Below are 22,044 nucleotides of genomic sequence, written 5' to 3'. Positions count from 1 at the left end.
GCTAGGTCGTGGTGATCGTGAGCACTCGGTTTCATACCCACTTCGTAGCTGACAGTTGACTGGCGTCAATTCTGCCGAAGGAGGCGTTCCCGGAATTGCTGATGCCTCGGCGGTGGCGAGCCTGGTGCCGATGAACGGCCATTTGCTGTAGAGAGCAGTCACGAGCAGGGCAAGATGTCAGTCGATAAGCTACGCCCATGGCGACTCTTCTGGATCAGATCATCGACGGCAGTAGCGATGAGAGCATGAAGACACCCGATTTGCTAAGGAAAGTACAGGTCGCTGCAACACGGATTGGTGCTCCAGGGGTGGTTGCCTGGGTAAAGCAAGAGCTTCAAGGCTACCCCGACGACGCCGAACTTCCTGACTACAGGAAGATGGCTACCAGTGTAATGGGTCATTTTACTGGCCCGATGCAGAGCCAGATCAAGAAGCAGTTGCCGCCGTATCCGGGGTTCGAGGATGACTTCACGATCGATATGCGCCAGCCGCTCATTACGCTTCAGTCGTTCGCTGAATCTGACGAGGATGCCCAAGTGCAGTGGCCGGCTTGGAGGGTCAGGCAATACGAAGAAACCGGGGCATTTGCTATACAGTTCCATGGCTTGTTTGGTGCATGGAACGTAGTAACGCGCCAGTCGCTGCTTGGGGTCATTGACACTGTGCGTTCAAAGGCAATGGAGTTCGCTCTCGAGCTTCAAGAGAGCTTTCCTGATGCGGGCAGCATGGACGGCCCGTCTGTTGCGAAGAACACGGCAGTTGCGCCCGTTGTCTTCAACACCACCAACAATATTTACGGGCACGGCGCGAATATCGCTACCGGTTCTGACATTGCACAAAAGAGCATCATCAAGGGGAACCTTGAAGAACTCGGACGTCAGGTTCGCGCCCTCGGGCTCAACGATGCCGAAGTTACTGAGTTCACTGCAATCATTGAAGAAGAAAAGTCCGTAGACAAGCCACGAGGTAAGGCCTTCTTGGAAAAAGTTCGGGCGGGGTCGGTCGCAGTCGGGGCAGCGGTTCCGTCCAACGTCATAGCGGGTTCGCTTATCGAGCTAGCCAAGATGTACCTCGGTGTCTCCTAGCAAGATCCGTACCGCAACGAATTCTTCCTCTTGGACGCGCCGATTGATGGTGCCATTCCTCAAACTCCGCGAGCCGCGAGTCAAGAGAACCCGTGGCTCGCATGACGAAGCATAAGTAACAGACCCCCTTGCAGCCCCAGTTCGCCAGGAACGTCCCTTCGCAACTACTCTCTCCGAGAGCCCAGCGCTCTCCTCCATAGTGTGCTCACTCGGTGTTTCAAGCCGCTGTCGGGTCGTGGTCTGTCGCGATTGCGGTGCATGCGGCGTCCTGGTGTGACACGTAGGTTTGACAGGCGCCCAACTGAAGCATCCGAGTGTAAAACCTTGCTCGAGCGGTGGGAATCCCGCCTACTTGCGCTTTCGCTTTGGCATCGTGAAGAGGAACGCTGCCTCGCGGCGTTGGTTCAATCGTTCCCCAATGGCGGGGCTGATGGCCCCGACCAGTCCGAGTGCCGCACCCGCGAAACCCGCCACACCACCCGCTGAGCCCACGACTAGACCCATGCCGCCAGCGATCACCGGCGCGGTGAGGGCAAAGCTGCGATACGTTCCCATGCGCTTGTTCAACACTCGCGAAGCTTGTTCTATGTCGGAGGCTACAGCACGGATGGAGGAGATCTGAGAACCGAAGTCTGGGGCGCTCTCCATTGCGATGCGCACTCGCACTCGCAGGTCTTCCACTGCGTCCTCAGCCGACAGCATGCGCGCGAGGTCCTTCGATCCGAGGTTCGCCAGCGAAGGTACATCTGCCCACAGCGCTGTATTCGCAAGACTGGGCCTACTGCTATCTCTGCGTTGGAGCATGCGCGCTTCGAAAGGAGAGGCGGCAATGTACTCGGACCCGAGCACGTCGGCTACTGCTAGCCGCCGCTCCGTGCGTTGCAGATAGTTCGCTAGAGCGGTGTCTGACTCCTTCTTGATCCAGGCTGAATAGTCGTGTTTCGGGTCATAAGGCTGGAGCATTCGAAAGCCAATGGATCTGTCAGCCTCAGTGATCGATTCAGGATCCGTATGGCCGTAGAACCACATACCCGGGCTGTGCTCGATGTCATCCACAGCGTTGATGAACAAGACCTCACGGGCGCTGGGTCCTTCCACCACGAGCTGAGACCGGACAAACCGCACCAGGGAGTCGTTAGCGAGAGCAAGTTCGGTCGCGTCGTGGATCGATCTGCCGCCGATGAATTCGGCGACGCTGTCCGGCATTGGAAGCACGTGCCCGCCGCGCAGAAGGTGCTGAAACTCCATCTCTTCGTTGGCGAGCGCTCTCACCCTCCGCGCCGTCGGCGTGGATCGAAGCTCACGGAGCAGACTGTCTGGGTAGAGAACATGGTCAGCGAGAAGCATGGTGCGTCCGATGAGCTTGTTGACTGCCAACTCCTCATTCCAAAGGATGGTCCGGTGCGGCATCAGTTGACGGAGCGAGCTTGACGTCTTCCACGCGTCCACCGCAAACGACGCAATCGCTTCGATGTATCTGTCCTTCAGGGGTTCATCGCTTTCGGGGAGGGCAGCGAGTTCGCGCAATAGAGCAACTCGTGTGCGTCCTAACTCCTGAGCCGTCGCTGGGTCATCGTCGGGCCTGGAGGATGCCACAGCTCGGTCGAACGCGGTAGCTCCCAGAGGTCGCTGGGTAGGCCCGTCCGGCGGCAGGGTGAGTGGGGTGCCGGCAGGCATCATCGAAGGGATAGCAGTCCGCGCTAGCTGAACATCCGGACTCAGACTGATGAATTCATCGTCGTCAGGCCTGACAGGCGCTCCTGGTGGATGACGTGGTGCTGCGAATCGCTTGTGGCATAGACGATACGTCTTTCCGGACCCGCACCAACATGGGTCCTGGCGGTCGAACGGAGCAAGCGGATTCACCTACTCAGGATATCCGGCTGAGGCACTAGTCCTCTGCGTCGTCGCGCCGCACGAGGGGGACAAGTAACACCTCTCTCGTTTTCGGGAGCCGTCCCGAAGCAAAACGCGTTCTGGCCTTGACCACCGCCTTGCACTTGCCGTGGAGTGGCTGGCTCAGTCCCAAAGCACCCCGCGATGCGCCAGCCGTTGGTATCGGCGGCGTGGCGGACATCACTGCGTCTGCGCATGCCGTAGAACGACCTCCAGGAGAACCGCGAAAGCAGGCGGACGCTCAGTGATCCTCACGTCATTCGGATCCCGCTCACGCCCGTTAATTGTTCTTGTCGTGAGCGCCCAATGCCTGACCCATCAGAAACCCACCTAAATCACCCGCCAAGAACCGCCACCAACCGACTACACTCGTACTAAGTGAACCGCCCGGTTCCCTGTAAACACAAGGGAATCCGTGAGTTCTCGAGACGATCGGCGGAGACCGGAAATCAACCGGATCCTCCAAGCGGCCTCCTGGTCTCGACCCAAACTGCGTCCCCCCCCGGGCGCTTTCGATCGTTCCCGAGATCCAGCTCAGCCCTCGGTGAGGGAACGTCACAACTCTTCATCGGCTCATGCAGGTGTCGGCTCACAGCGTCATCGGCTCATACAGACATCGGCTCAAACAGGCATCGGCTCACGGTGTGACCGCTTCGCGGTGTCATCGCTTGGCGGCGTCATCGACTCACAGTGCCACCGGTTCATCGCTCCGCAGGACTGTCGGCTTCTCGGCCTGAACGCCTGAACGCCTGAACGCCTGTCGCCCATCGGATCGAGGGGTGATTGCGAGGGTGCGGGACGCGTGTTCGGGCGCGGGGTGTGCTGTGCTGACTCCCTGCGGGGCGCTACGCACTCCGATGAACTTATTTCATGGACACTTGTCTATGAAGGGCGTAGTCTGGCCGCATGGTCGACGACGCACCGCACAGCGCTCCAGCCGCGCAGCGCCGCGCTGATCCGGCCCTTCCTCCGTCGGATCCGCGCAGCGCCGCAGTCCACGCAAAGCTCTACGCCGCGGCTGAGAGGCTCAGCGCGGGCGGGCTCACCTGCTCGGTGAGCTCGCTCACGCGTGAGGCTGGGGTGAGCCGGTCAGTGTTTTATGTGCATTTCGCCGACCTCCCGGATTTCGCGCTCCATCTGCAGCAGTCCCGGATCCACGAGATCGCTGAGGCCGCAGCCATTGAGCGCGGCACCAACCCACTTCACGCGATGCTGCAGGCGCACCACCGGCTCGTCGCTCACTTCAGCGCGAATCGAGCGCTGTACCTCGCAGCGCTCGCGCTCGGAGGTGGGGCAGCGGCCGCGCACAGCACCGCCACCGCGGTTCGCGCCGCTCTCCTCGACCACATGGCCACACTCACGCCTCCGCCGGGCATCCATCCGCAGTTCGTGGCGAACTACCTTGCGCACGCGGTCACCGGGACGCTCACCGATTGGCTGCAAGCGCCAGGAGACCTCACGGACGACGCGCTCGCGCAGCAGCTCTTCGCGATGCTGCCGACCTGGTTGTACCGCGATCCCGAGACCGCCGTCGGATCTCCCGACGGAGAATGAAGATGAGAGGTGCACGATGAAAGCATCATTGGTTCGTGAACTGGGCACAGGCTTCGAGCTCGCCGAGATCGAGATTGCGGATCCCATCGGCCGCGAAGTGCTCGTCGAGGTGAAGGCCTCGGGGCTGTGCCACTCGGACGAACTCGCTGCCAACCACGATCTCGGCTATCAACCGCCGATGTTGCTCGGGCACGAAGTTGCCGGCGTGGTAACGGCAGTCGGTCCGGACGTGACGCAGTTCGTGCTCGGGGACCACGTCGTTGGCTGCCTTGTGCAGTACTGTGGCGCCTGCGGCAAGTGCATCGAGGGACGCACAGGGCTGTGCGAGAACCCCGCTGCAACGCTGCGCGGAGCGGATGAGGCGCCGCGGCTCAGCGAGAACGGTGCGGCCGTCGCGCAGGGGATGGGGTTGGGCGGCTTCGCTCAGCAGGTGCTCGTGCACGAGAATCAGCTCGCAGGCGTACCAGAGGAAATGCCATGGCCGCAGGCAGCCTTGCTGGGGTGTGGCGTGGTCACCGGTGCTGGCGCCGTGCTCAATACGGCGAATGTCCAGCCCTCAGACGCGGTCGTCGTGATCGGCCTGGGCGGAGTTGGACTGAACGCAATCAACGGAGCCGTGACCGCAGGCGCCGCGACGATCATCGCGATCGACATTGCAGACGATAAACTCACCCGGGCGCAGGATTTCGGGGCAACGCACGTCATCAACTCCCAGACGTCTGATCCGATCGCCGAAGTCATGGCGATCACGGGAGTCGGCGCGGATGCGGTGTTCGACTTCGTCGGTGTCGGCCCGGTGACGGAGCAGGGATTGCAGATGGTGGCACCCGGCGGTGGGTTGTACCTGATCGGACTGCTGGATCCGACGACCACCGTCGCAGTGTCCTCGCTTGAGATGCTGAGCAACAAACGCCGGATCGAGGGCGTCTACATGGGATCGACGACCGCGAAACGGGATATCCCGCTCTACGCCAAGCTGTACCTTGAGGGCCGGTTCGAACTCGATTCGCTGGTGTCGAAGGAGATCTCGCTCGGGGAGATCAACGAAGGGTACGCGTCGCTGAAAGACCCGAAGATCGCCCGAGTGGTGGTCACGAATCTGGCATAGTTCAGAAGCTGTCTGGCTCTGCCTAGTGCGCGGGGCAGAGCCAGGCGATCTGCCGGGCGCGGCACGGACTGCCGCTATCCACTCTGGTGGTGCGAGTACCCAGGCGTTGACGGGTGCTCCACCCACACATCGGGCTGTCCGAATTGCAGCGGGGAGACGAACCAGGTGACGGCCACCACGCTTGCGATGAGGGTGCCGCCTGAGCACAGTCGTACCAGCAGGCTCCGGCTCCCACTGCTGCGTCCCAGCGCGGCGCACACTGCGAACCCCACGAGCCCTCCAGCGGTGTTCATGATCACATCGGTGGTGTCTGAAATGCCAACATCGAGGATGAACTGCAGCGATTCGAGTCCCAGACTGGCACAGGCGAGCGCGGTGGCCGCACGCCACCACGGCCAGGCAGGCGCGAGGAGCCGGAGGAACACCCCGAAGGGCGCAAACAGGAGTGCGTTGGCGAGGACCTCCAACGGGACGCTGGCGCCGGTGTAGCCAGACGAGACGAATGGGATCAGCTTGATCCGGCGCACCCCGTGTCCGCCGAAGTCGGGCATCCCGAGCTTCCACACGATAGTCCAGATCAGTAGCGCTACATAGACACTGAACGCGAGCCGGAGTGCGGCAGGCATGCCTGGGGCGTGTGTGGTGTCGGTGTCGGAGCCGATGTCCGTGTGAATCTGACGCATTGCCATAGTCAACACGGCAGGGTGTTGTGGCACCGTGTGCGTTTTTTCATACGCGGACAATATGCCTGCGCACAATGCACAATGCACAATGCACAATGCTTGCGGCTTGCGGCTTGCGGCTTGCGGAGGGTGGTGGGCGACGCAGGAGGCGTGCTCGTGCGTGGGTTCGGGCTCGCGGCCCGGTCTTTGCCCCGGGCCCTCAGCTCGCGGCGGCGTCCGCTATGGCGAGCTGAATTGCAGCCCGAAGCTGTGCAGTCGCCTCGTTACCAGGGGTGCCAGCGGCCTGAAGCCTCGCACCCACCCGGTCTGCGAGCTCGTTCAGATAGCCAGTGACCACACCGATTCCGCCGTGCTCCAGTTCGGAAGCTGGAATCACGATGTTTGCTGTGATGCGGCCGTCACTGCTGCGGCGCCGCAGATTATGCACACCGCCGTCGCCCTCCGCTGGGGTGATGAGGCCACCGACGCGGATCATCACATCGAGCGTGTCGATGCCGATGAGCTGGACCTCGGCGAAGCGATCTCGCAGTGCATGCTTCAGTTCCAACGGAAAGCGCGCCACCGCGTCAGGCCCGCCATAGACCATCGACGTCGTCAATTGCATACTGCCGAGACTAGCGGAACTCCTCGTCGGCGCGGCGCACACGCTGGTGCGAGCTTCAGCCCTGCGCGATACGCTGCCAGGAGACCGCGGACACGAGCACGACGGGGGAGAGCCACCATGACCGAGCACAGCAGTGGAACGAGCAATGGGAGCGATGCCACACACACGACGGCGCACAGCCTGAGCCCGGACGGTTCGGCAGAGCGCCCCGACGAGACCGCGATGGCGACGACGCTCGCCATCGCGCTCGGCAAGCCCGACCCGCAGGAGCGCTTGAACGCCGCGCTCAAAGCAGGCACCTACCCTGAGCCGGCGGATGTGCCGGTGCTGGTCGCCAGGTGCGAGATCGAGCCTGATTTCCAGGTGCGGGAGATGCTCACGTGGGCACTCGTGCGCCACCCGCCGGAGGCGACACTCCCACTGGTGCTCAGCGCCCTGCGCTCGATCGCGGCGCAGGGCCGCAGTCAAGCGCTGCACACGCTCTCAAAGATCGGCGATCCGGTGGCTTGGGAACACATCACTCCGGAGCACCTCCACGACACCGACGACGAAGTGGCCCGCGCTGCCTGGCGTACCGCAGTCGGCTTCGTGCCAGCAGATGAAGCAGCAGCGCTCGCACAGGATTTGGCGCGAGAGCTGGGCCGCGGAGATATTGACGTGCAGCGCAGTCTGGCGCGCGCCTTTGTCGCGCTTGGGGAGGCCGGCACTCCCGTCCTCGAAGCCGCCACACGAAGCGGGGATGCGAGCGTGCGCGCGCATGCAGCCGCCACGCTCCGGATCGCCGAAGATCCTGAAAGCACCTTCTACCTCAACGACTAGTGGCGTGCTGAGGGGCGGGGCCTCGCAGCACGCGTGTGCCCCGCCCCGGCGCCCAGTTCATGCAGTGTTCTCCCGGCGTTCCATTCTGAGTCCGCCGGTCTCGTAATTCCCGGACACCTTCCGGAGCTTGAATACAGGTGATCTCGAAATTCCCGAGCTCACCCGTAGCAAGCTTTGAAAGGTTCTCATGCGTCGCATCACTCTCCCAGCGGTTGCAGTGCTCAGTCTCGCCGCGCTCGCCCTCACCGGGTGTCAGTCGGGTACCGGTACCAGCTCGGCAGGCGCCGAGGTGGCCTCGGACGCAGACGCCCCAATCACGATCGCGACGCTCCCCGTCTCCGACGATCCCACTCAGGCGAACCCGATCGAGGCGCTCGTCGATCTGCTCGAACAGGAGACTGGCCGCACCGTCGAGGTCACTGATGTGCCCGACTACCTGAGCGTGGTCGAAGCGATCCGCGCAGATCACGTTGACATTGGGATTATGAGTGGCTTCCCTTCCGCGCTGGCGGTTAATACTGGAGAGGTGGACGCCCTGCTCGCGTGGAAGGGCAGCGCGGATCCAGTCTCCACGTGTGTGGTGCTCGACGGTTCGCCGGTACAGCAACTCGAGGATCTCGCGGGGCAGACGATCGCATTCGCCGATCAGGCGTCAAGCTCCGGCTACTTCATGCCCGTGTATATGTTGCACGAGGCCGGTCTCGAACAGGGCACCGACTACGAGGCGGTCTTTGCGGGCGGCCACGAGGGGAGCTTCGCTGCGTTGGCGCAGGGGCAGGTTGACGCGGCTTGCACTGCGATCATGCTCACCGAGATGGGCGCACCAATGTTCCCCTTCGCTGAGGGGGAGTGGCGCGGCATCGGCGAGAGCCCAGCGATGGATGTGATGGGCACCGTGCTTGCGCGCCAGTCCCTCGACGAGAGGACGCGCTCGCAACTGGAGGAGGCGATTCCGAAGGTCTTCTCACCGGAGAACGCTCAGGCGCTCGCCGCATATGGATCGTTTATCGGCCTCGACGTGGAGATCGCGCCCAAGCCGGACGTGTTCTCCTCGTTCGCTGACATTGCTGCGGTCGCGGGTGTTGAACTCCAGGATCTCACGTGAGCGGCCCGTCCACAGCTGAGCTGCGCGCCGCGATGCCGCTCGTCACCGTGCGTGGCTTGCGCGTCTCCTACGAAGAACGGGCCGTACTGGCCGGGGTCGATCTCGACCTGTTCCCAGGCGAGACTGTCGCGCTGCTCGGGGCTTCTGGATCCGGGAAGTCCACGCTGATGAAGAGTCTCACCGGGTTCGCTCCCATCTCAGCCGGCGCCGTGCGGGTGGCCGGACACGACGTCACGAACCTCGCGCGCGGGGAAATGCGCACACTGCGCTCAAAGACCGGTCAGGTGTTCCAGCAGTTCAACCTGATCCCACGCTTGAGCGTGCTCACGAACGTGCTCACCGGTGCGCTGCACGGAGCGGGCGCAATCAACCTGGTCGGCGGTTTCTCGAGTGCGCACCGCCGACAGGCGCTTTCGCTGCTCGATCGGGTGGGGATCGCGCACAAGGCCAACGAGCCTGCCCGTTCGCTCAGCGGTGGGCAGCAGCAGCGTGTGGCGATCGCGCGGGCACTGATGCAGCAGCCGAGCATCATTCTTGCGGATGAACCGGTGGCGTCGCTCGATCCGAAGCTTGCGGGAACTGTGCTTGAACTGCTGCGGGGGATCGCGCGAGAGGACGGGATCCCCGTGCTCGTCAGTCTGCATGTGCTGCCACTCGCGCTGGAGAACAGCGACCGGATTGTCGGGCTGCGGCACGGAGAGATCGTGGTCACCGGACGCACCGCACACCTCTGCTCCGCTGATCTCGCCGGGTTATATGCGGATGACGCACGCGACTCCGCTCCCGCCTCACCACCCCACCCTGGGAGCGCGCATGTCCGCCTCAGCGTCTAACCGCCAGGACGCTCCTGAACGCACTGGTTCAGCGCTCGACCCCGCTGACCGCGCTCGCATGGAACGAGCGTTCACGGTACCGCGGGCCAGGTTCATGCTCGGCATCCCGCTCGCGGTGCTGCTACTGATCTGGTCGTTCACGGGTGCCCAGTTCAACTTCGCGAAACTTGGGGCTGGTGCCGTGAACATGGGAGAGTTCCTCTCCCGACTGTTCCCACCAGACTTCTCGAAGTTCGGCACGATCGTTGAGCTGCTCATCGAGACGTTCCAGATGGCCGTGGTCGGTACGGTGCTCGGCGCCGCGCTGTCGCTCTTCGTGGCGTTTGCAGCGGCATCGAACCTCTCACCGCGCTGGCTGTACTACCCGGCTCGCTGGATGATGAACATCATTCGCTCAGTACCGGATCTCGTGTTTGCCCTGATGTTCGTCTCGGCAGTGGGTCTGGGCCCATTCGCCGGCATCCTGGCCATGACACTCGGCTCCCTCGGGTCGATCGGCAAAATCTTCGCGGAGGCCATGGAGTCCGTCGACGAGGGCCCGATCGTCGCGATGCAGGCAGTGGGTGCCTCCCCGCGCCAGGTCATCCAGTATGGCGTGCTCCCGCAAGCGGCCCCGCTGCTCGTCTCATACACGCTGCTGCTGTTCGAGGGCAACGTTCGTGGTGCCACGATCCTTGGCCTCGTTGGAGCGGGCGGTATCGGCCTGGAACTCACCACCGCCATGCGAATGTACGACTACGGCCACCTCAGCGCGATCATCATCTGCATCATCGTGCTCGTGACCGCGATTGACCAGGGCAGCGCCCTCATCCGAAGGAGAATCTCATGACCAGCATCACGCTCAGTGCACCCGTCAACCTGCGGGATCTCGGGGGCATCCCGATCACGGGCGGACGGCTGCGCCCGCGAATCGCGATTCGCGCAGACGATCTCGCCACGATCACCGAGACGGCGGCGGCGGCCCTCGTTCGTGACGGACTCACCGCAGTCATCGACCTACGCTCGGACACCGAGGCCGCAATCACGGGCCGCGGCCCGCTGGCGGGCTACCCGGTGAGTTACCACCACCTCCCACTGATCGCACACGTCGGTGCATCGATGCCGAAAGACTCTCTGGCGCTCAACCACGAGCACATGGGCAGGATGTACACGTCGATGGTCTCCGAAGCGGCTTCGCAGCTCGTAGCCGCGCTGACTGTGATTGCGGATGCGGAGGGCAGCACAGCATTTCACTGCTCCGCGGGGCGGGACCGCACGGGTGTGCTCGCCGCAGTCCTCCTCCTCACGCTCGGCGCTACCGACCAGGAAATCGTTGCAGACTACGGGCGCACCGGGCCGAATATGCCGGCGATCGTCGCGCGGACCAGGCCGGTGATGGCCGAGATGTTCGCAGCGCTCGAACTGGGCTACGACCCGACCGGGGCTGACAGGAGGGAGGGGATGGGAGACCTGCTCGAGGCCGGAATGGAAGAGTCGATGCGAATGCTGCTCACCGCGCTCCGTGCTGAACACTCCGACCCGCTCGCGCCGCTCTACGCGGCGGGCCTCACCGACGCGACGGTCACGCGGCTGCGGGACCGGGCGCTCGGCGCATGAGTCTCACGGGACTGGCTGCACCGCTCGCACCGAGTCACGGAACCGTATCTGCTGCAGCATCCGGATCAGGGCTCGAACCCAGCTCCCGCAGCCTCACAGCGCGCGAGGGGGCCAGGCCGCCCGCGCGACGAGGAATTGGACGAACGCCTCCGAACGGCAACGCTCGCGCTGATCGACGCAGAGGAGGAAGTGACGGTCTCCAAGGTGCTCGCGGAAAGCGGGGTGAGCCGTGCGGGGCTCTACCGGCGTTGGCCCTCGCTCGCCACACTGATCGCGGCCGCGCTCGACACTGGCCGCGTGATGCCGCCAGATCTCCCGGAGACGGGAAATCTCAGAGAGCTTGTGGTCGAGTCGATGTTCGGGGATCCGATCCTGACCGCTTCAGATCGTGCCGTGGAGGCGCGCATGCGGCAGCGGATCAGGCTCGTGATGGCGGATCGGGAGTTGCAGCGCACGTACTGGGAGGGGCACGTGTCGCGTCGCAGAGTGCCGCTTGAGCGAGCGCTCGCCGCAGCGGTGGCGCGGGGTGAGCTGCGCACCGACCTCGATCCGGCAGCTGCGTTCGATGCGATCGCGGGGGTCGCGTACTACCAGATCGTGGTGCGAGGTGAGAGTCTCAGGGAGCCGGAGGTGCAGGAGCGGGTGCGCACGGCGTTGGAGCTCGTGTGGCGAGGGATGTTGGCCTAGGTGCGAGCCGGTATGCCGGTGGTGTGAGCGCGTGTGGCTGCAGACACCCGTCTCTTCAGCCACACGCGCTCACCCGACGAGTGATCTAGGACGGGTGGTGTTCCCCTGCCGTCTCAGCCGATCGCGCAGAACTCATTGCCCTCGGGATCCTGCATGATCCACCACCGGCCGATGGGGCCCTCGTCAATGAACTCGACGCGAGTCGCGCCGAAGGCCTCAAGTCTCGCTGCGAGGGTGTCAGGGTCCCCGCCCCCATTATGGACGTCGATATGGAGCCGGTTCTTCCCCTGTTTGTGTTCGGGCACGCGCTGGAACAGGATCCGTCGGCCAAGCCCAGCACCCGAGTGCGAATCGAACGGATCGTCGGGGTGGCGCACCGCGGCAAGGGCGGCGAAGCGCTGCGTGCCAAGGTGTGTGACGGCATCGGCCTCAGGCAAGCGGCCGAGGTGCAGCAGTTCAGACACGAGCGCGCCCGGATCTTCGACGTGGTAGTCAAGAGCGGCGGCCCAGAAATCTGCCTGAGCGTGCGGATCGGTGCTGTCGACGACGAGTTTCCAGTGCAGGGCCATGCCCTCAGCGTACGCTGGAAGGCGGCGAAGGTGAAGGTCGAGCGTGCGCAGATGCGCCGAGCACACATCAGCGCCGTGCCGGCTCGAATACACTGCTCACAGAAGAGCTCCCACGCTGAGAGAAAAGAGCCGCTATGCGTCGCACCCCGTTGTACATCGCCACTGCGAGTATCGCCGCTGCCGCGCTCTTGGGGCTGTCGGGCTGCGCGGCAGGAGCATCGTTTTCCGGGACCTGGGAAGGTTCGGGGGATCAGCCTCCATCTCTCGAGATCACTGCAGACGGGACGTTCTCCGGATCTGACGGCTGCAACACGATGGTTGGCACGGGTGAGATCGCCGAGGACACGTTCTCATTTGGACAGTTCGCCACCACACGCAAAATGTGCGAGGGCGTCGATACTTGGCTTTCCACCGCTGCGAGCGCCACCGTGGACGGTGACACGCTCGTGGTGTTCGATGCCGAGGGGGCGGAGATTGGCGCACTGAGGCGTGCGTAGCGCCTGTGGCGTGGGCTGCGGTGGCGAGGTGATTCAGCGACTGACTCCCAGCACCCGGCGCAGCTGCGGCCGCAGCACCGCTCGAATACGGGCGGTGCTCGTCTCAGTGGGGGCTCCTCCGGCAGCGTCGCCGAAGTCACCGTGCGGCGTGATGGCATCGAGTGTGAGCCCGGCGATGAGTGAAGCAAGAAACCGGGCATCACCAGTCGGGTCCGCGGCACCGAGGGCGTGGAGTGCTGCGGCAAGCGTGTCGCGCAGATCGCGCCCCATCTGTGCTGCCGCCGCGGCGAAGGGCGCCCGGGTTCGGGAGGCGACGACGAGTTCGAGCACCGCGATGGTTTCGGTCCTGCGCTGCTCATCACCGGGGAGGAGCTCTTCAATCAGTACCAACAACGCCTCGACGGCGGCCTCGCCACGAAGGCCATGCAGCCGCTCGATGGTGCTGCCATCGATCCGCGCCTCGATTCGCTTCGCCGCCTCCGCGGCCGCCGCGGTGAGCAGCGCGTCGGCGCCGTCAAAGTAGTGCCGCACGGAACCGACGTTGATCCCGGATTCGCCTGCCACTTTGCGCAGCGACAATTCTGCGATTCCGCCGTGTGCGATGCGCCGCAGAGCAGCGTCCAGAATCCGCGCTCGCTGCACATCGGCGTTCACTCGGGTGGCCATGATGCTAGCCGCGCTTCCGCACCACGCGCCCCTCATCCCACACCGCAGTGTCTGATTCGTAGACCTCGCCGTCTTCTCCGAACACCCAGAACCGGTCGAAGTCCCGCGCAAACCAGCGGTCGTGAGTTACCGCGAGCACGGTGCCATCGAACGCCGCGAGCGCCTGCTGCAACGCCTCGGCGGAGTCGAGATCCAGGTGGTCGGTAGGCTCATCGAGCAGCAGCAGCGTTGCCCCGCCGAGCTCAAGGAGCAGGATCTGGAAACGCGCTTGCTGTCCGCCGGAGAGCGAGTCGAACGTTTGCTCGGACGACTGGGCAAGTTCATAGCGGGCGAGTGCCCTAGCGGCTTCCTCGCGTGCTTTGCCTGCCCGGTGTTCGTCCCCGCGGTGCAGGATCTCAAGCAGGGTGCGGCCGGAGAGATCCGGCCGACGTTGGGTCTGCGCAAACCAGCCGGGTCGTACGCGCGCGCCGAGCCGGGCGGTGCCCTCGTGTGCGACGGGATCGATGGGGAGATCGCCCACAGGCTCGTGTTCGACGTCGGGATCACTGCCGCCGGCGGCGAGGAGGCGCAGGAAGTGAGACTTGCCTGATCCATTCGCGCCCAGCACCGCGATGCGATCCCCGTACCACGCCTCGGCATCGAACGGGAACATAAGGTTCGTCAGCTCAAGCTGCTCACACACCACCGCGCGTTTGCCAGTGCGGCCACCCCGCAGCCGCATCTCAAGTTTCTGCTCGCGGGGCTGCTCGTGCGGCGGGCCCGCATCTTCGAAGCGGGCGAGGCGGGTCTGTGCGGCGCGGTAGCGCGAGGTCATGTCAGAGTTATAGGCTGCCTTGTCTTTGTACATCTGCACGAGGGCGCGCAGTTTGACGTGATCCTCGTCCCAGCGGCGGCGCAACTCGTCAAGCCTGGCGAAACGTGCCTCGCGGGCGGCATGGTACGTGCGGAAGCTGCCAGCGTGAACCCACGCTGTGCTGCCGGCTGCGCCGAGCTCTAGCGTTGCGATTTGCGTGGCTGAACGTGCGAGGAGTTCGCGGTCGTGGCTCACGAATAGCACGCTTTTCGCTGACTCGCGGAGTCGATCTTCGAGCCAACGCTTCGCTGGGACGTCGAGGAAGTTGTCTGGTTCGTCGAGGATGAGGAGATCGTCAGGACCGCGGGTGAGCGCTTCAAGCACGAGCCGCTTTTGTTCGCCTCCTGACAGCGTTTCAAGGGCCCGCTCGGCTGCTTGGTCATACGAGAGGCCCAGCGCAGAGGTGGTGCACACGTCCCAGAAAACCTCGGCGTCGTAGCCGCCGGCCTCGCCCCACGCGGTGAGCGCACGGGCGAACGCCATTTGCCTGGCTTCCGTACCCTCCGCGATCATGGCCTGCTCTGCCGCATTGAGTCGCGCGGCTGCAGCGCGGACGGCGGGGGCGAAGTGCCGAGGAGGAGGCCGCGCACGGTGTCTCCCGTGATGAACTGGCGCATCACGCCGACGCTGCCGCTGCGAGCGACCGCGCCCTCCTCGGGAGTGAGCTCGCCGAGTGCGATCTTGAGGAGGGTCGACTTGCCCGCGCCATTGGCGCCGATCAGTGCAACGCGTTCCCCAGCGCCGACGCGCAGCGAAACGTCGTTCAGCAGCGGTCGGCCGTCGGGGAGCGTATAGCTGATGCCTGAGAGATCGAGGTGGGCCATCTCCCGAAATTATCACAGCTGTGATAGCAGTGGAATGAGGGCCGCAAACGTGCGCGGTGGCGAAGCGGTGCGGCCGGAGCGGCGCACGCAGCGATCGGCCGGGGAGCCACACACCCTGGATCGTCGTGTCTGTCTCCCCGGACCGGCCGCTCTGCATCACACCGCACTCATCGCTTGCAGCGGGGACTCACCCCTCTCGCGGTCAGCCACCCCGTACACGCGGTTCGCTGCGCGAACCACGGCGGAGAGGCTGGCGCCCAACACTGATGGCGAGGATCCGGCGGCCCACTGCGGAGCCCCATCGGCGCCACGGTACTCGAGCAGGGTCAGTGCCGCGCTGTCGGCCCCCGTGCCGACGCTCGTCTGGTGCAGGCTCAGGACTTCGATCCCTACGCTGCGCCGAGACAGCACCGCTGCAAGCGCCGCGACTGGTCCGCCCTCACTCAGTTCGTGAGTGCTGGAGAGCCCGTCGACACTCAGCGTGACGCGGGTGCAGGTGCCGCTGGGGTCGGACGTCGTTTCGTGGCTGGTGAGGGCAATCCGGTCCCCGCGTGCGCCCTCCCGCTCGCCGCCGGCGGGATTGCTGCTGCTCTGATCTGCGCCACTCACACCAGCATCGAGATACTCCCGCCCCAAGATCGCGAGCAACTCAGCAGCGTCCACCTCGGCACCGTGCTCATCCGTGTGCGTTTGCACCCGCCTGGCAAACTCGATCTGGAATCGGCGCGGGAGCTCGATCCCGTATTCCGTTTCCAGCAGGTAGGCGATGCCCCCTTTGCCTGACTGCGAATTCACCCGAATGACCGCGTCGTAGCTCCGCCCAATATCTGCCGGATCGATGGGCAGGTAGGGGACGCGCCACTCGAGTTCACTCTCGCTGACGCCGGTGGACTCGGCGCGGGAGCGGTGCTCGGCGAAGCCCTTCTTGATCGCATCCTGGTGGGTGCCGCTGAATGCCGTGTGAACGAGATCCCCAACGTAGGGGTGCCTGGGGTGGATTTCGATCCGGTTCGCGTGTTCGACGGTGCGACGGATCTCATCAATGTCCGAGAAGTCGATCATGGGGTCAATACCCTGAGCGTGGAGGTTCAGTGCGAGCGTCGCGATGTCGACGTTGCCGGTGCGTTCCCCATTGCCGAAAATGCAGCCTTCTACTCGCTGAGCCCCTGCCAGCACGGCGAGTTCAGCACAGGCGATCCCGGTCCCGCGATCGTTGTGCGGGTGCACTGAAAGGATGACACTGTCGCGCCGCGCCAGGTTGCGGTGCATGTACTCGATTTGATCGGCGTAGACGTTCGGCGTCGCAATCTCCACAGTGGCGGGCAGGTTCAAGATCACGGGGCGCTCGGGAGTCGCGTCCCACAGCGTCGTCATCGCATCGCACACCTCCAGCGCGTAGTCGGGCTCCGTGAGGTTGAAGACCTCCGGTGAAAACTCGAAGCGCATGTTCGGCGCATCGCCCGCGAATTCCCGCACGTCACGGCCTCCGGCGAGGATCAATTCGGTGAGCACGTCCCGGTCCTTCCCCAGTACCGTGTCGCGCCAGGTGGGAGCCGTTGCCGTGTACATGTGGATGACCACGGGGTTCCGGATCCCGCGCACCGACTCAACGGTCCGCTCGATAAGGTCACGTCGTGCCGGCGTGAACACCACGATCGTGACATGCTCCGGTGCGATATCCGTGTCCGCGATCAGGCGCACAAAGTCGTAGTCGGTCTGTGAGGCTGAGGGATAGCCCACTTCGATCTCGGTATATCCCATTGCGACCATGAGCTCGAAGAAGCGGCGCTTTCGAGCGGGATCCATTGGCTCAGCGAGTGCCTGGTTGCCGTCCCGCAGATCAACCGGGACCCAGAGTGGCGCAGCAACGAGTGTGTTGCTGGGCCAGCTGCGCTCTGTGAGCGGGATTTCCACACGTGAGTAGGCATCGCGGTAGCGGTGCGAGGGCATCACGGACGGACGCTGCTGGTTCCAAAATGGTGAGTGGGGCGGCACAGGTCCTGCCGGTGTGGTGATTCCGGGGAACGTCGTGGCTGCATGGGAAGCGTGCGGTGTCTCCCGTGACTGTGGTGCCTGTGCTGCCTGTGCTGCCTGTGGTGCGAAGTTCATGGTCTGCTCCTGGGTGCTGGTCTTGGGTGACCGGCGTGCTCGACACCACGACGGGGAGCCGGTCGGTCAGGCCCCGTCGTGGCGAAGAAGGAGGAGAGTGCGCGTTCGCATGGAGAAACCGTAGCACAACTCCTCAGACAAGTTGAGGAGTGATACGGTTTCTGGAGTGCACATCTGAGGAGGAGTCATGACTGAACTGCGCCGCGCACCACTCGCGGATCAGGCCGCCGAGCATCTGCTGAAGCGCATCCGCGAGGGCGAGTGGCAGCTCGGTGAGAAACTGCCGGGGGAGACGACGCTCGCGCCGCAGCTGGGAGTCGGACGCTCCACAGTGCGCGAAGCGATCCGCCAGCTGGCCGGCCGCGGGGTGCTGGCTTCGCGGCAGGGTTCCGGGGTGTTTGTCACGGCCCTCAACGTCCGTGAAGACTGGGATTCCGTGTTGCTCCGCTCGGACATTGTGTCGGTGATCGAGGCCCGCGCGGCGATCGAGACCGAGGCTGCAACACTCGCGGCCGAGCGTCGCACGCCAACTGACGTGCGCGCTATCCGCCGCGCTCTTGCGCACCGTGCAGAGCATCGCACCGATCTGGCAGCACACGTTGACGCGGACACCGCGCTGCACCGCAGCATCGTCGCCGCAGCGCACAACCCGATCCTGCTCGACCTCTTCGATGGTTGTACTCCGCGAGTGCGGCAGGCCATGATCGAGATGCTCCGGATCCGTGTCGATTTCGGCAGCGCAGCCGATCACGCGGCCCACGAAGACCTCGCCACCGCAATCATCGAGCGGGACTCGGACGGCGCTGCCGCACTGAGCCGGAATCACCTGCGATCGCTCAAGGAGGCTCTCGCATGAACACCGCCGCCGTTCCTGCACCGTCTCCACCCGTCATCGAACTCATCGACGTGGGATTTCGCCGCAACGGCGCTGACATTCTGCGCGACATTACGCTCACGGTACATGCGGGGGAGCGCTGGGCGTTGCTCGGACCGAACGGAGCTGGCAAGAGCACCATCCTCGGATTCTGCGGTGCACTCTCGCACCCGAGCACCGGAACAGCTCGTGTGCTCGGGCATACGCTCGGACGCGTCGATATGCAGGCGCTTCGCCATGAAATCGGTCACGTCAATCCGCGCCACCCGCTCGACTCACCGCTGACGCTGCATGAGGTGGTGCTCACCGGAATCACCGCGACGATCGAAATCGCTCTGCGATGGGAGCCGAGCGGCGCAGAGATTGCCGCGGCCGACGCCGCGATTGCACAGGTCGGTCTCGCGCACCGCCGCAACGCACGCTGGACCACGGTGTCGCAGGGCGAGCGCGGCCGAGCATTGATTGCCCGTGCGCTCGTTGCCGAGCCGCAACTGCTCCTGCTCGATGAGCCCACCACAGGCCTCGATGTTGCTGCTCGAGAACAGTTCCTCGAAACCGTGGATGCACTTGCGGGGTCTGCGCCGGAGCTCACCACGATTTTGGTCACGCATCACCTCGAAGAGCTCCCGGAAAGCACCACTCATGCCGTGGTGATCGCGCACGGAGGCATCGTGGCCGCGGGGTCTGTGGACGACGTCGTGACGACTGAGGTGATCTCGCACGCGTTCGAGCACCCGATCCGGGTCGCGCGTGAGGACGGGCGCTGGTCGGCGCGTGCCGGGCGAAGCGGTGCCGCGGTAGCCTAAAGCGCAGCTGCTTCCCCGTCGCAGCCGCTCCTGCGAATCGCAGCGGTGTGCGGGCTCCGCGCTACGCTCCGCGCTACGCTCCGCGCTACGCTCCGCGCTACGCTCCGCGCTACGCTCCGCGCTACGCTCCGCGCTACGCTCCGCGCTACGCTCCGCGCTACGCTCCGCGCTACGCTCCGCGCTACGCTCCGCGCTACGCTCCGCGCTACGCTCCGCGCTACGCTCCGCGCTACGCTCCGCTCACCTCTGCGACGGCCGCCGCGATCCTTCGTTCACGCGTCTCGGGACGCTTCGCCGAGTGAACTGCGCGAGCGAGCTCCTTCCGCCTGGAGTAGGAGAGCGCATCGTACTTCGCGCGCAGCCCCGGTGTGGAGTCCAGCGCTGCGGCAAGGTCCGTGGGGACGTCGACGGTGCGTTCCGCGGTGTCGAGTGCGATCTCGGCAGTGATCGTGTCACCGATTTCGACGTTGAAGGCGGCACGCACGGCCTTCGAAAGGCCGATGCAGTTGAGCCCGCCCATCCGTGCAAGCCGAAGGCGTTCTGTGCGTCCCGCCACTGTCACGAGCACCGCTGCACGGGGCCCGCCACCCAGCTCACCCACCTTCGGATCGGTGAGCAGAATTGCCGTGGCGGGTCCCTGGGGCGCGAGCGTCGTCTCAATCGTGAGTGCCATGCCGGTATCGTACGCCTGCGCGGCGGACTACAGTGTGAGCATGTGCGCTAGCTACGGGCTCGGGGGTGGGCCGCACGACCTGGAACTGACGTTCGATCTGCCGCCGATGCATGAACCGGAGAGTCGCGAACTGATCGCGAAGTGGGCGCGTGAGCAGCGCAATACCGCCCGGATCACCGGACGCAACGCACGAAATCTGAACCCGCTCATTCACGCCGGATTCGGTGCGCCGCGAGTCGACCTCGCCTGGTGGTGGATCCACATCGGTGGTGCGCCGGCAAAGTTCGCTGCGTTCAACGCCCGATCCGACACCCTCACCACGAAGTGGCGAGATCCGCTGCAGCGACGCGCGATTATCCCGGCGCAGTGGTACATCGAGAAAGGGCAGACCTTCGCGCTGCCAGGAGACGAACTCTTCGGGATCGCCGCGGTGGTAAATCCGGTGCCGTTGCCGGACGGCAGCACCATGCTGAGCTACGCGATGGTTACGCGGGACGCGGTGGGCGCAGGGGCCAGCGCCGTGCACCCCAGGATGCCGCTCATCTTGGCGCGTGAATCGCACGCTGAGTGGCTCGACCCGCAACGTGCGGGCGACGCCGAGCTGGTGGCGACCGTGGTCATCGCGTCCGAGCCGCTTGCACGCACCGTCACGTCGATCGACGCCACGACGGCGATAGGCTGAAATCACGTACACCAGAGGGTCGCGGTGCACCGCGACGAGGGAGGAACGACGCTTATGAGTCAGGATCAGACAGCCATCGAGACGGGGATCCGTGCCGCCGTCGATGCGCAGTTCGCGCGCACGATGGAGGACCTCCAGGAATTGGTGCGTATCCCATCGGTGTCCTGGCCCGCGTTTGATGCAGCGCACGTCGCTCACAGCGCCGAAGCCATCGCGGCGCTGTTGCGTGAGACCGGCGTGTTCGATGTCGTTGACGTCAGGCGCGCCCCCATTGAGGGCGACACCGCACTCGGGCAACCAGCAGTGGTCGCTCGACGTGAACCACGCAACGGTCGCCCCACCGTGCTGCTCTACGCCCACCACGACGTGCAGCCGCCAGGCAAGGATGAGGACTGGGATACTCCGCCATTCGAACCGACCGAGCGCAATGGCCGGCTCTACGGCCGCGGTGCGGCCGACGATAAAGCAGGCGTCATGGCCCACCTGGGCGCCATACGTGCATTCGCCGCTGCCGCTGAGCAGGAGGGGAATGAGCTCGATCTCGGCATCGCCCTGTTCATTGAGGGAGAAGAAGAGTGGGCCTCGCAGTCATTCGGGAACTTCCTGCGTGAGAACCGCGATCTGCTTGCCGCTGACGCGATCATCGTTGCGGACTCAAGCAATTGGGATGAGCACACCCCAGCGCTCACCGTTGCACTGCGCGGAGCCGTGGCATTCAACCTGCGCGTCGACACGCTTGACCATGCCTCGCACTCCGGGATGTTCGGAGGTGCGGTGCCTGACGGGATGCTGGCGGGGATCCGCACACTCAACGCGCTGTGGGACGCCGAAGGCGCCGTGGCCGTGCCAGGACTCATCACCGCTGAGCTTGAGCTGCCGGAATATGGAGAGGCGAGACTTCGCGAAGAGGCCGGACTCCTCGATGGCGTGAGCCCGATTGGTCGCGGTGCGATCCTGTCGCGGCTCTGGGCGCAGCCCGCGATCACTGTGACTGGGATTGATGCTCCTGACGTCGCCAACGCGTCGAACACGCTGATCCCGGGGATCCGGGTGCGCGTGAGCGCGCGGATCGCGCCAGGCCAGGATCCTGCGGCAGCGTATGAGGCGATCTCAGCGCACCTCTCGGCGCACGCCCCGTTCGGCGCACGCCTCACCTTCGAGGATCCCGATTTCGGGCAGGCGTTTCTCGTTGACACGAGCGGTTGGGCGGTCACGGAGGTGCGAGGCGCTATGGCAGACGCGTGGGAGCGCGATCCTGTCGATATCGGCGTTGGCGGGTCGATCCCGTTCATTGCGGAACTCGTTGAGGAGTTCCCTGGCGCGCAGATCCTCGTCACCGGGGTGGAAGACCCTGACGGGCGAGCGCACAGTCCGAATGAATCGCTGCATATCGCGTCGTTCCGTAAGTCGCTGCTGACCGAGGCCCTGTTTCTCGCGCGGCTGAACGCCCGCGGCGCGTAGCGCGGAGACAGACTGACGGAGGCCCCGAACACGCACGTGTCCGGGGCCTCCGTCAGTCGA

21 protein-coding genes and 2 pseudogenes are annotated in these 22,044 nt (G+C 64.7%); 14 read left to right on the top strand and 9 right to left on the bottom strand.

From position 1 onward, the window contains the following. The first annotated feature begins 197 nt into the window (after positions 1-197). Complete coding sequence (locus K1X41_RS03170; protein ID WP_220175299.1) at positions 198-1,085, top strand: AbiTii domain-containing protein; 888 nt, start codon at positions 198-200, stop codon at positions 1,083-1,085. A 348-nt stretch (positions 1,086-1,433) separates the two neighbouring features. Here the strand turns inward: K1X41_RS03170 and K1X41_RS03165 are convergent, their stop codons facing one another. Next, positions 1,434-2,462, bottom strand: a complete 1,029-nt coding sequence (locus tag K1X41_RS03165) for a hypothetical protein (protein ID WP_258566621.1) — start codon at positions 2,460-2,462, stop codon at positions 1,434-1,436. A 435-nt stretch (positions 2,463-2,897) separates the two neighbouring features. After that, a pseudogene (locus tag K1X41_RS16065) lies at positions 2,898-2,951 on the bottom strand (SEC-C metal-binding domain-containing protein); the annotation flags it as partial. A gap of 936 nt (positions 2,952-3,887) precedes the next feature. On the opposite strand from K1X41_RS16065, the gene K1X41_RS03160 reads away from it, so the two are divergent. Together K1X41_RS03160 and K1X41_RS03155 are read left to right on the top strand one after the other, a co-directional pair. Beyond that, on the top strand, positions 3,888-4,535 hold the full coding sequence (locus tag K1X41_RS03160; protein WP_220175297.1) for a TetR/AcrR family transcriptional regulator: 648 nt from the start codon (positions 3,888-3,890) through the stop codon (positions 4,533-4,535). A gap of 16 nt (positions 4,536-4,551) precedes the next feature. After that, the gene (locus K1X41_RS03155) at positions 4,552-5,643 is read left to right on the top strand and encodes a zinc-binding dehydrogenase (RefSeq protein ID WP_220175296.1); all 1,092 of its coding nucleotides are present in this window, start codon (positions 4,552-4,554) and stop codon (positions 5,641-5,643) included. Between the two features lie 74 nt (positions 5,644-5,717). Here the strand turns inward: K1X41_RS03155 and K1X41_RS03150 are convergent, their stop codons facing one another. Beyond that, positions 5,718-6,326 (bottom strand): VanZ family protein, encoded by a 609-nt coding sequence (locus K1X41_RS03150; protein ID WP_220175295.1) that lies wholly within the window; start codon positions 6,324-6,326, stop codon positions 5,718-5,720. 199 nt (positions 6,327-6,525) lie between these two features. Further along, positions 6,526-6,930 carry a hypothetical protein gene (locus K1X41_RS03145; protein ID WP_132205112.1) on the bottom strand — a complete coding sequence of 135 codons (405 nt, stop codon included), beginning with the start codon at positions 6,928-6,930 and terminating at the stop codon, positions 6,526-6,528. A gap of 117 nt (positions 6,931-7,047) precedes the next feature. On the opposite strand from K1X41_RS03145, the gene K1X41_RS03140 reads away from it, so the two are divergent. The 6 genes from K1X41_RS03140 (at position 7,048) to K1X41_RS03115 (ending at position 11,970) form a co-directional block, all read left to right on the top strand. After that, entirely contained in the window at positions 7,048-7,749 is a 702-nt protein-coding gene (locus K1X41_RS03140) for a HEAT repeat domain-containing protein (RefSeq protein ID WP_243642909.1), read from the top strand. Positions 7,750-7,936: 187 nt separating this feature from the next. After that, the gene (phnD, locus tag K1X41_RS03135; RefSeq protein ID WP_220175294.1) at positions 7,937-8,854 is read left to right on the top strand and encodes a phosphate/phosphite/phosphonate ABC transporter substrate-binding protein; all 918 of its coding nucleotides are present in this window, start codon (positions 7,937-7,939) and stop codon (positions 8,852-8,854) included. Then, positions 8,851-9,687, top strand: a complete 837-nt coding sequence (locus K1X41_RS03130; RefSeq protein ID WP_258566620.1) for a phosphonate ABC transporter ATP-binding protein — start codon at positions 8,851-8,853, stop codon at positions 9,685-9,687. The genes phnD and K1X41_RS03130 overlap by 4 nt, the downstream gene beginning before the upstream one ends. Continuing rightward, positions 9,668-10,516: a phosphonate ABC transporter, permease protein PhnE gene (gene phnE / locus K1X41_RS03125; RefSeq protein ID WP_132205114.1), complete on the top strand. Its 849-nt coding sequence runs from the start codon at positions 9,668-9,670 to the stop codon at positions 10,514-10,516. The genes K1X41_RS03130 and phnE overlap by 20 nt, the downstream gene beginning before the upstream one ends. Continuing rightward, a complete protein-coding gene (locus K1X41_RS03120) occupies positions 10,513-11,283 on the top strand; it encodes a tyrosine-protein phosphatase (protein ID WP_220175293.1) in 771 nt (256 codons plus the stop codon). Before phnE ends, K1X41_RS03120 begins: the two co-directional genes overlap by 4 nt. Before the next feature lie 135 nt (positions 11,284-11,418). Then, complete coding sequence (locus K1X41_RS03115) at positions 11,419-11,970, top strand: TetR-like C-terminal domain-containing protein (RefSeq protein WP_258566619.1); 552 nt, start codon at positions 11,419-11,421, stop codon at positions 11,968-11,970. A gap of 113 nt (positions 11,971-12,083) precedes the next feature. Here the strand turns inward: K1X41_RS03115 and K1X41_RS03110 are convergent, their stop codons facing one another. After that, positions 12,084-12,539, bottom strand: a complete 456-nt coding sequence (locus K1X41_RS03110) for a VOC family protein (RefSeq protein WP_133617877.1) — start codon at positions 12,537-12,539, stop codon at positions 12,084-12,086. Between the two features lie 134 nt (positions 12,540-12,673). Here K1X41_RS03110 and K1X41_RS03105 point away from each other — a divergent pair, with 134 nt between their 5' ends. Next, the gene (locus tag K1X41_RS03105) at positions 12,674-13,036 is read left to right on the top strand and encodes an META domain-containing protein (protein ID WP_220175292.1); all 363 of its coding nucleotides are present in this window, start codon (positions 12,674-12,676) and stop codon (positions 13,034-13,036) included. A 33-nt stretch (positions 13,037-13,069) separates the two neighbouring features. Here the strand turns inward: K1X41_RS03105 and K1X41_RS03100 are convergent, their stop codons facing one another. From K1X41_RS03100 to K1X41_RS03090, 3 genes and pseudogenes are all read right to left on the bottom strand, one after another. Continuing rightward, positions 13,070-13,702 carry a TetR/AcrR family transcriptional regulator gene (locus K1X41_RS03100; RefSeq protein WP_220175291.1) on the bottom strand — a complete coding sequence of 211 codons (633 nt, stop codon included), beginning with the start codon at positions 13,700-13,702 and terminating at the stop codon, positions 13,070-13,072. Between the two features lie 4 nt (positions 13,703-13,706). Continuing rightward, positions 13,707-15,379 (bottom strand): annotated as a pseudogene (locus K1X41_RS03095) (ATP-binding cassette domain-containing protein). 156 nt (positions 15,380-15,535) lie between these two features. Continuing rightward, positions 15,536-17,329: a 2-isopropylmalate synthase gene (locus tag K1X41_RS03090; protein ID WP_243736153.1), complete on the bottom strand. Its 1,794-nt coding sequence runs from the start codon at positions 17,327-17,329 to the stop codon at positions 15,536-15,538. 346 nt (positions 17,330-17,675) lie between these two features. Here K1X41_RS03090 and K1X41_RS03085 point away from each other — a divergent pair, with 346 nt between their 5' ends. Together K1X41_RS03085 and K1X41_RS03080 are read left to right on the top strand one after the other, a co-directional pair. Further along, on the top strand, positions 17,676-18,344 hold the full coding sequence (locus K1X41_RS03085) for a FadR/GntR family transcriptional regulator (RefSeq protein WP_132205128.1): 669 nt from the start codon (positions 17,676-17,678) through the stop codon (positions 18,342-18,344). After that, positions 18,341-19,168: an ABC transporter ATP-binding protein gene (locus K1X41_RS03080; RefSeq protein WP_220175289.1), complete on the top strand. Its 828-nt coding sequence runs from the start codon at positions 18,341-18,343 to the stop codon at positions 19,166-19,168. The genes K1X41_RS03085 and K1X41_RS03080 overlap by 4 nt, the downstream gene beginning before the upstream one ends. Before the next feature lie 229 nt (positions 19,169-19,397). Here K1X41_RS03080 and K1X41_RS03075 read toward each other — a convergent pair whose 3' ends face one another. Next, a complete protein-coding gene (locus K1X41_RS03075) occupies positions 19,398-19,841 on the bottom strand; it encodes a YdeI/OmpD-associated family protein (RefSeq protein ID WP_220175288.1) in 444 nt (147 codons plus the stop codon). 40 nt (positions 19,842-19,881) lie between these two features. Here K1X41_RS03075 and K1X41_RS03070 point away from each other — a divergent pair, with 40 nt between their 5' ends. Further along, positions 19,882-20,523: an SOS response-associated peptidase family protein gene (locus K1X41_RS03070; RefSeq protein ID WP_133617869.1), complete on the top strand. Its 642-nt coding sequence runs from the start codon at positions 19,882-19,884 to the stop codon at positions 20,521-20,523. 54 nt (positions 20,524-20,577) lie between these two features. Beyond that, positions 20,578-21,984 (top strand): dipeptidase, encoded by a 1,407-nt coding sequence (locus K1X41_RS03065; RefSeq protein WP_220175287.1) that lies wholly within the window; start codon positions 20,578-20,580, stop codon positions 21,982-21,984. Positions 21,985-22,044 lie beyond the last annotated feature (60 nt).

This window comes from Leucobacter luti (assembly GCF_019464495.1).
Taxonomy (GTDB): Bacteria; Actinomycetota; Actinomycetes; order Actinomycetales; family Microbacteriaceae; genus Leucobacter; species Leucobacter luti_A.
The sequence above is the reverse complement of the archived record's forward strand: the minus strand, read 5'-3'. Positions and strand labels throughout refer to the sequence as shown.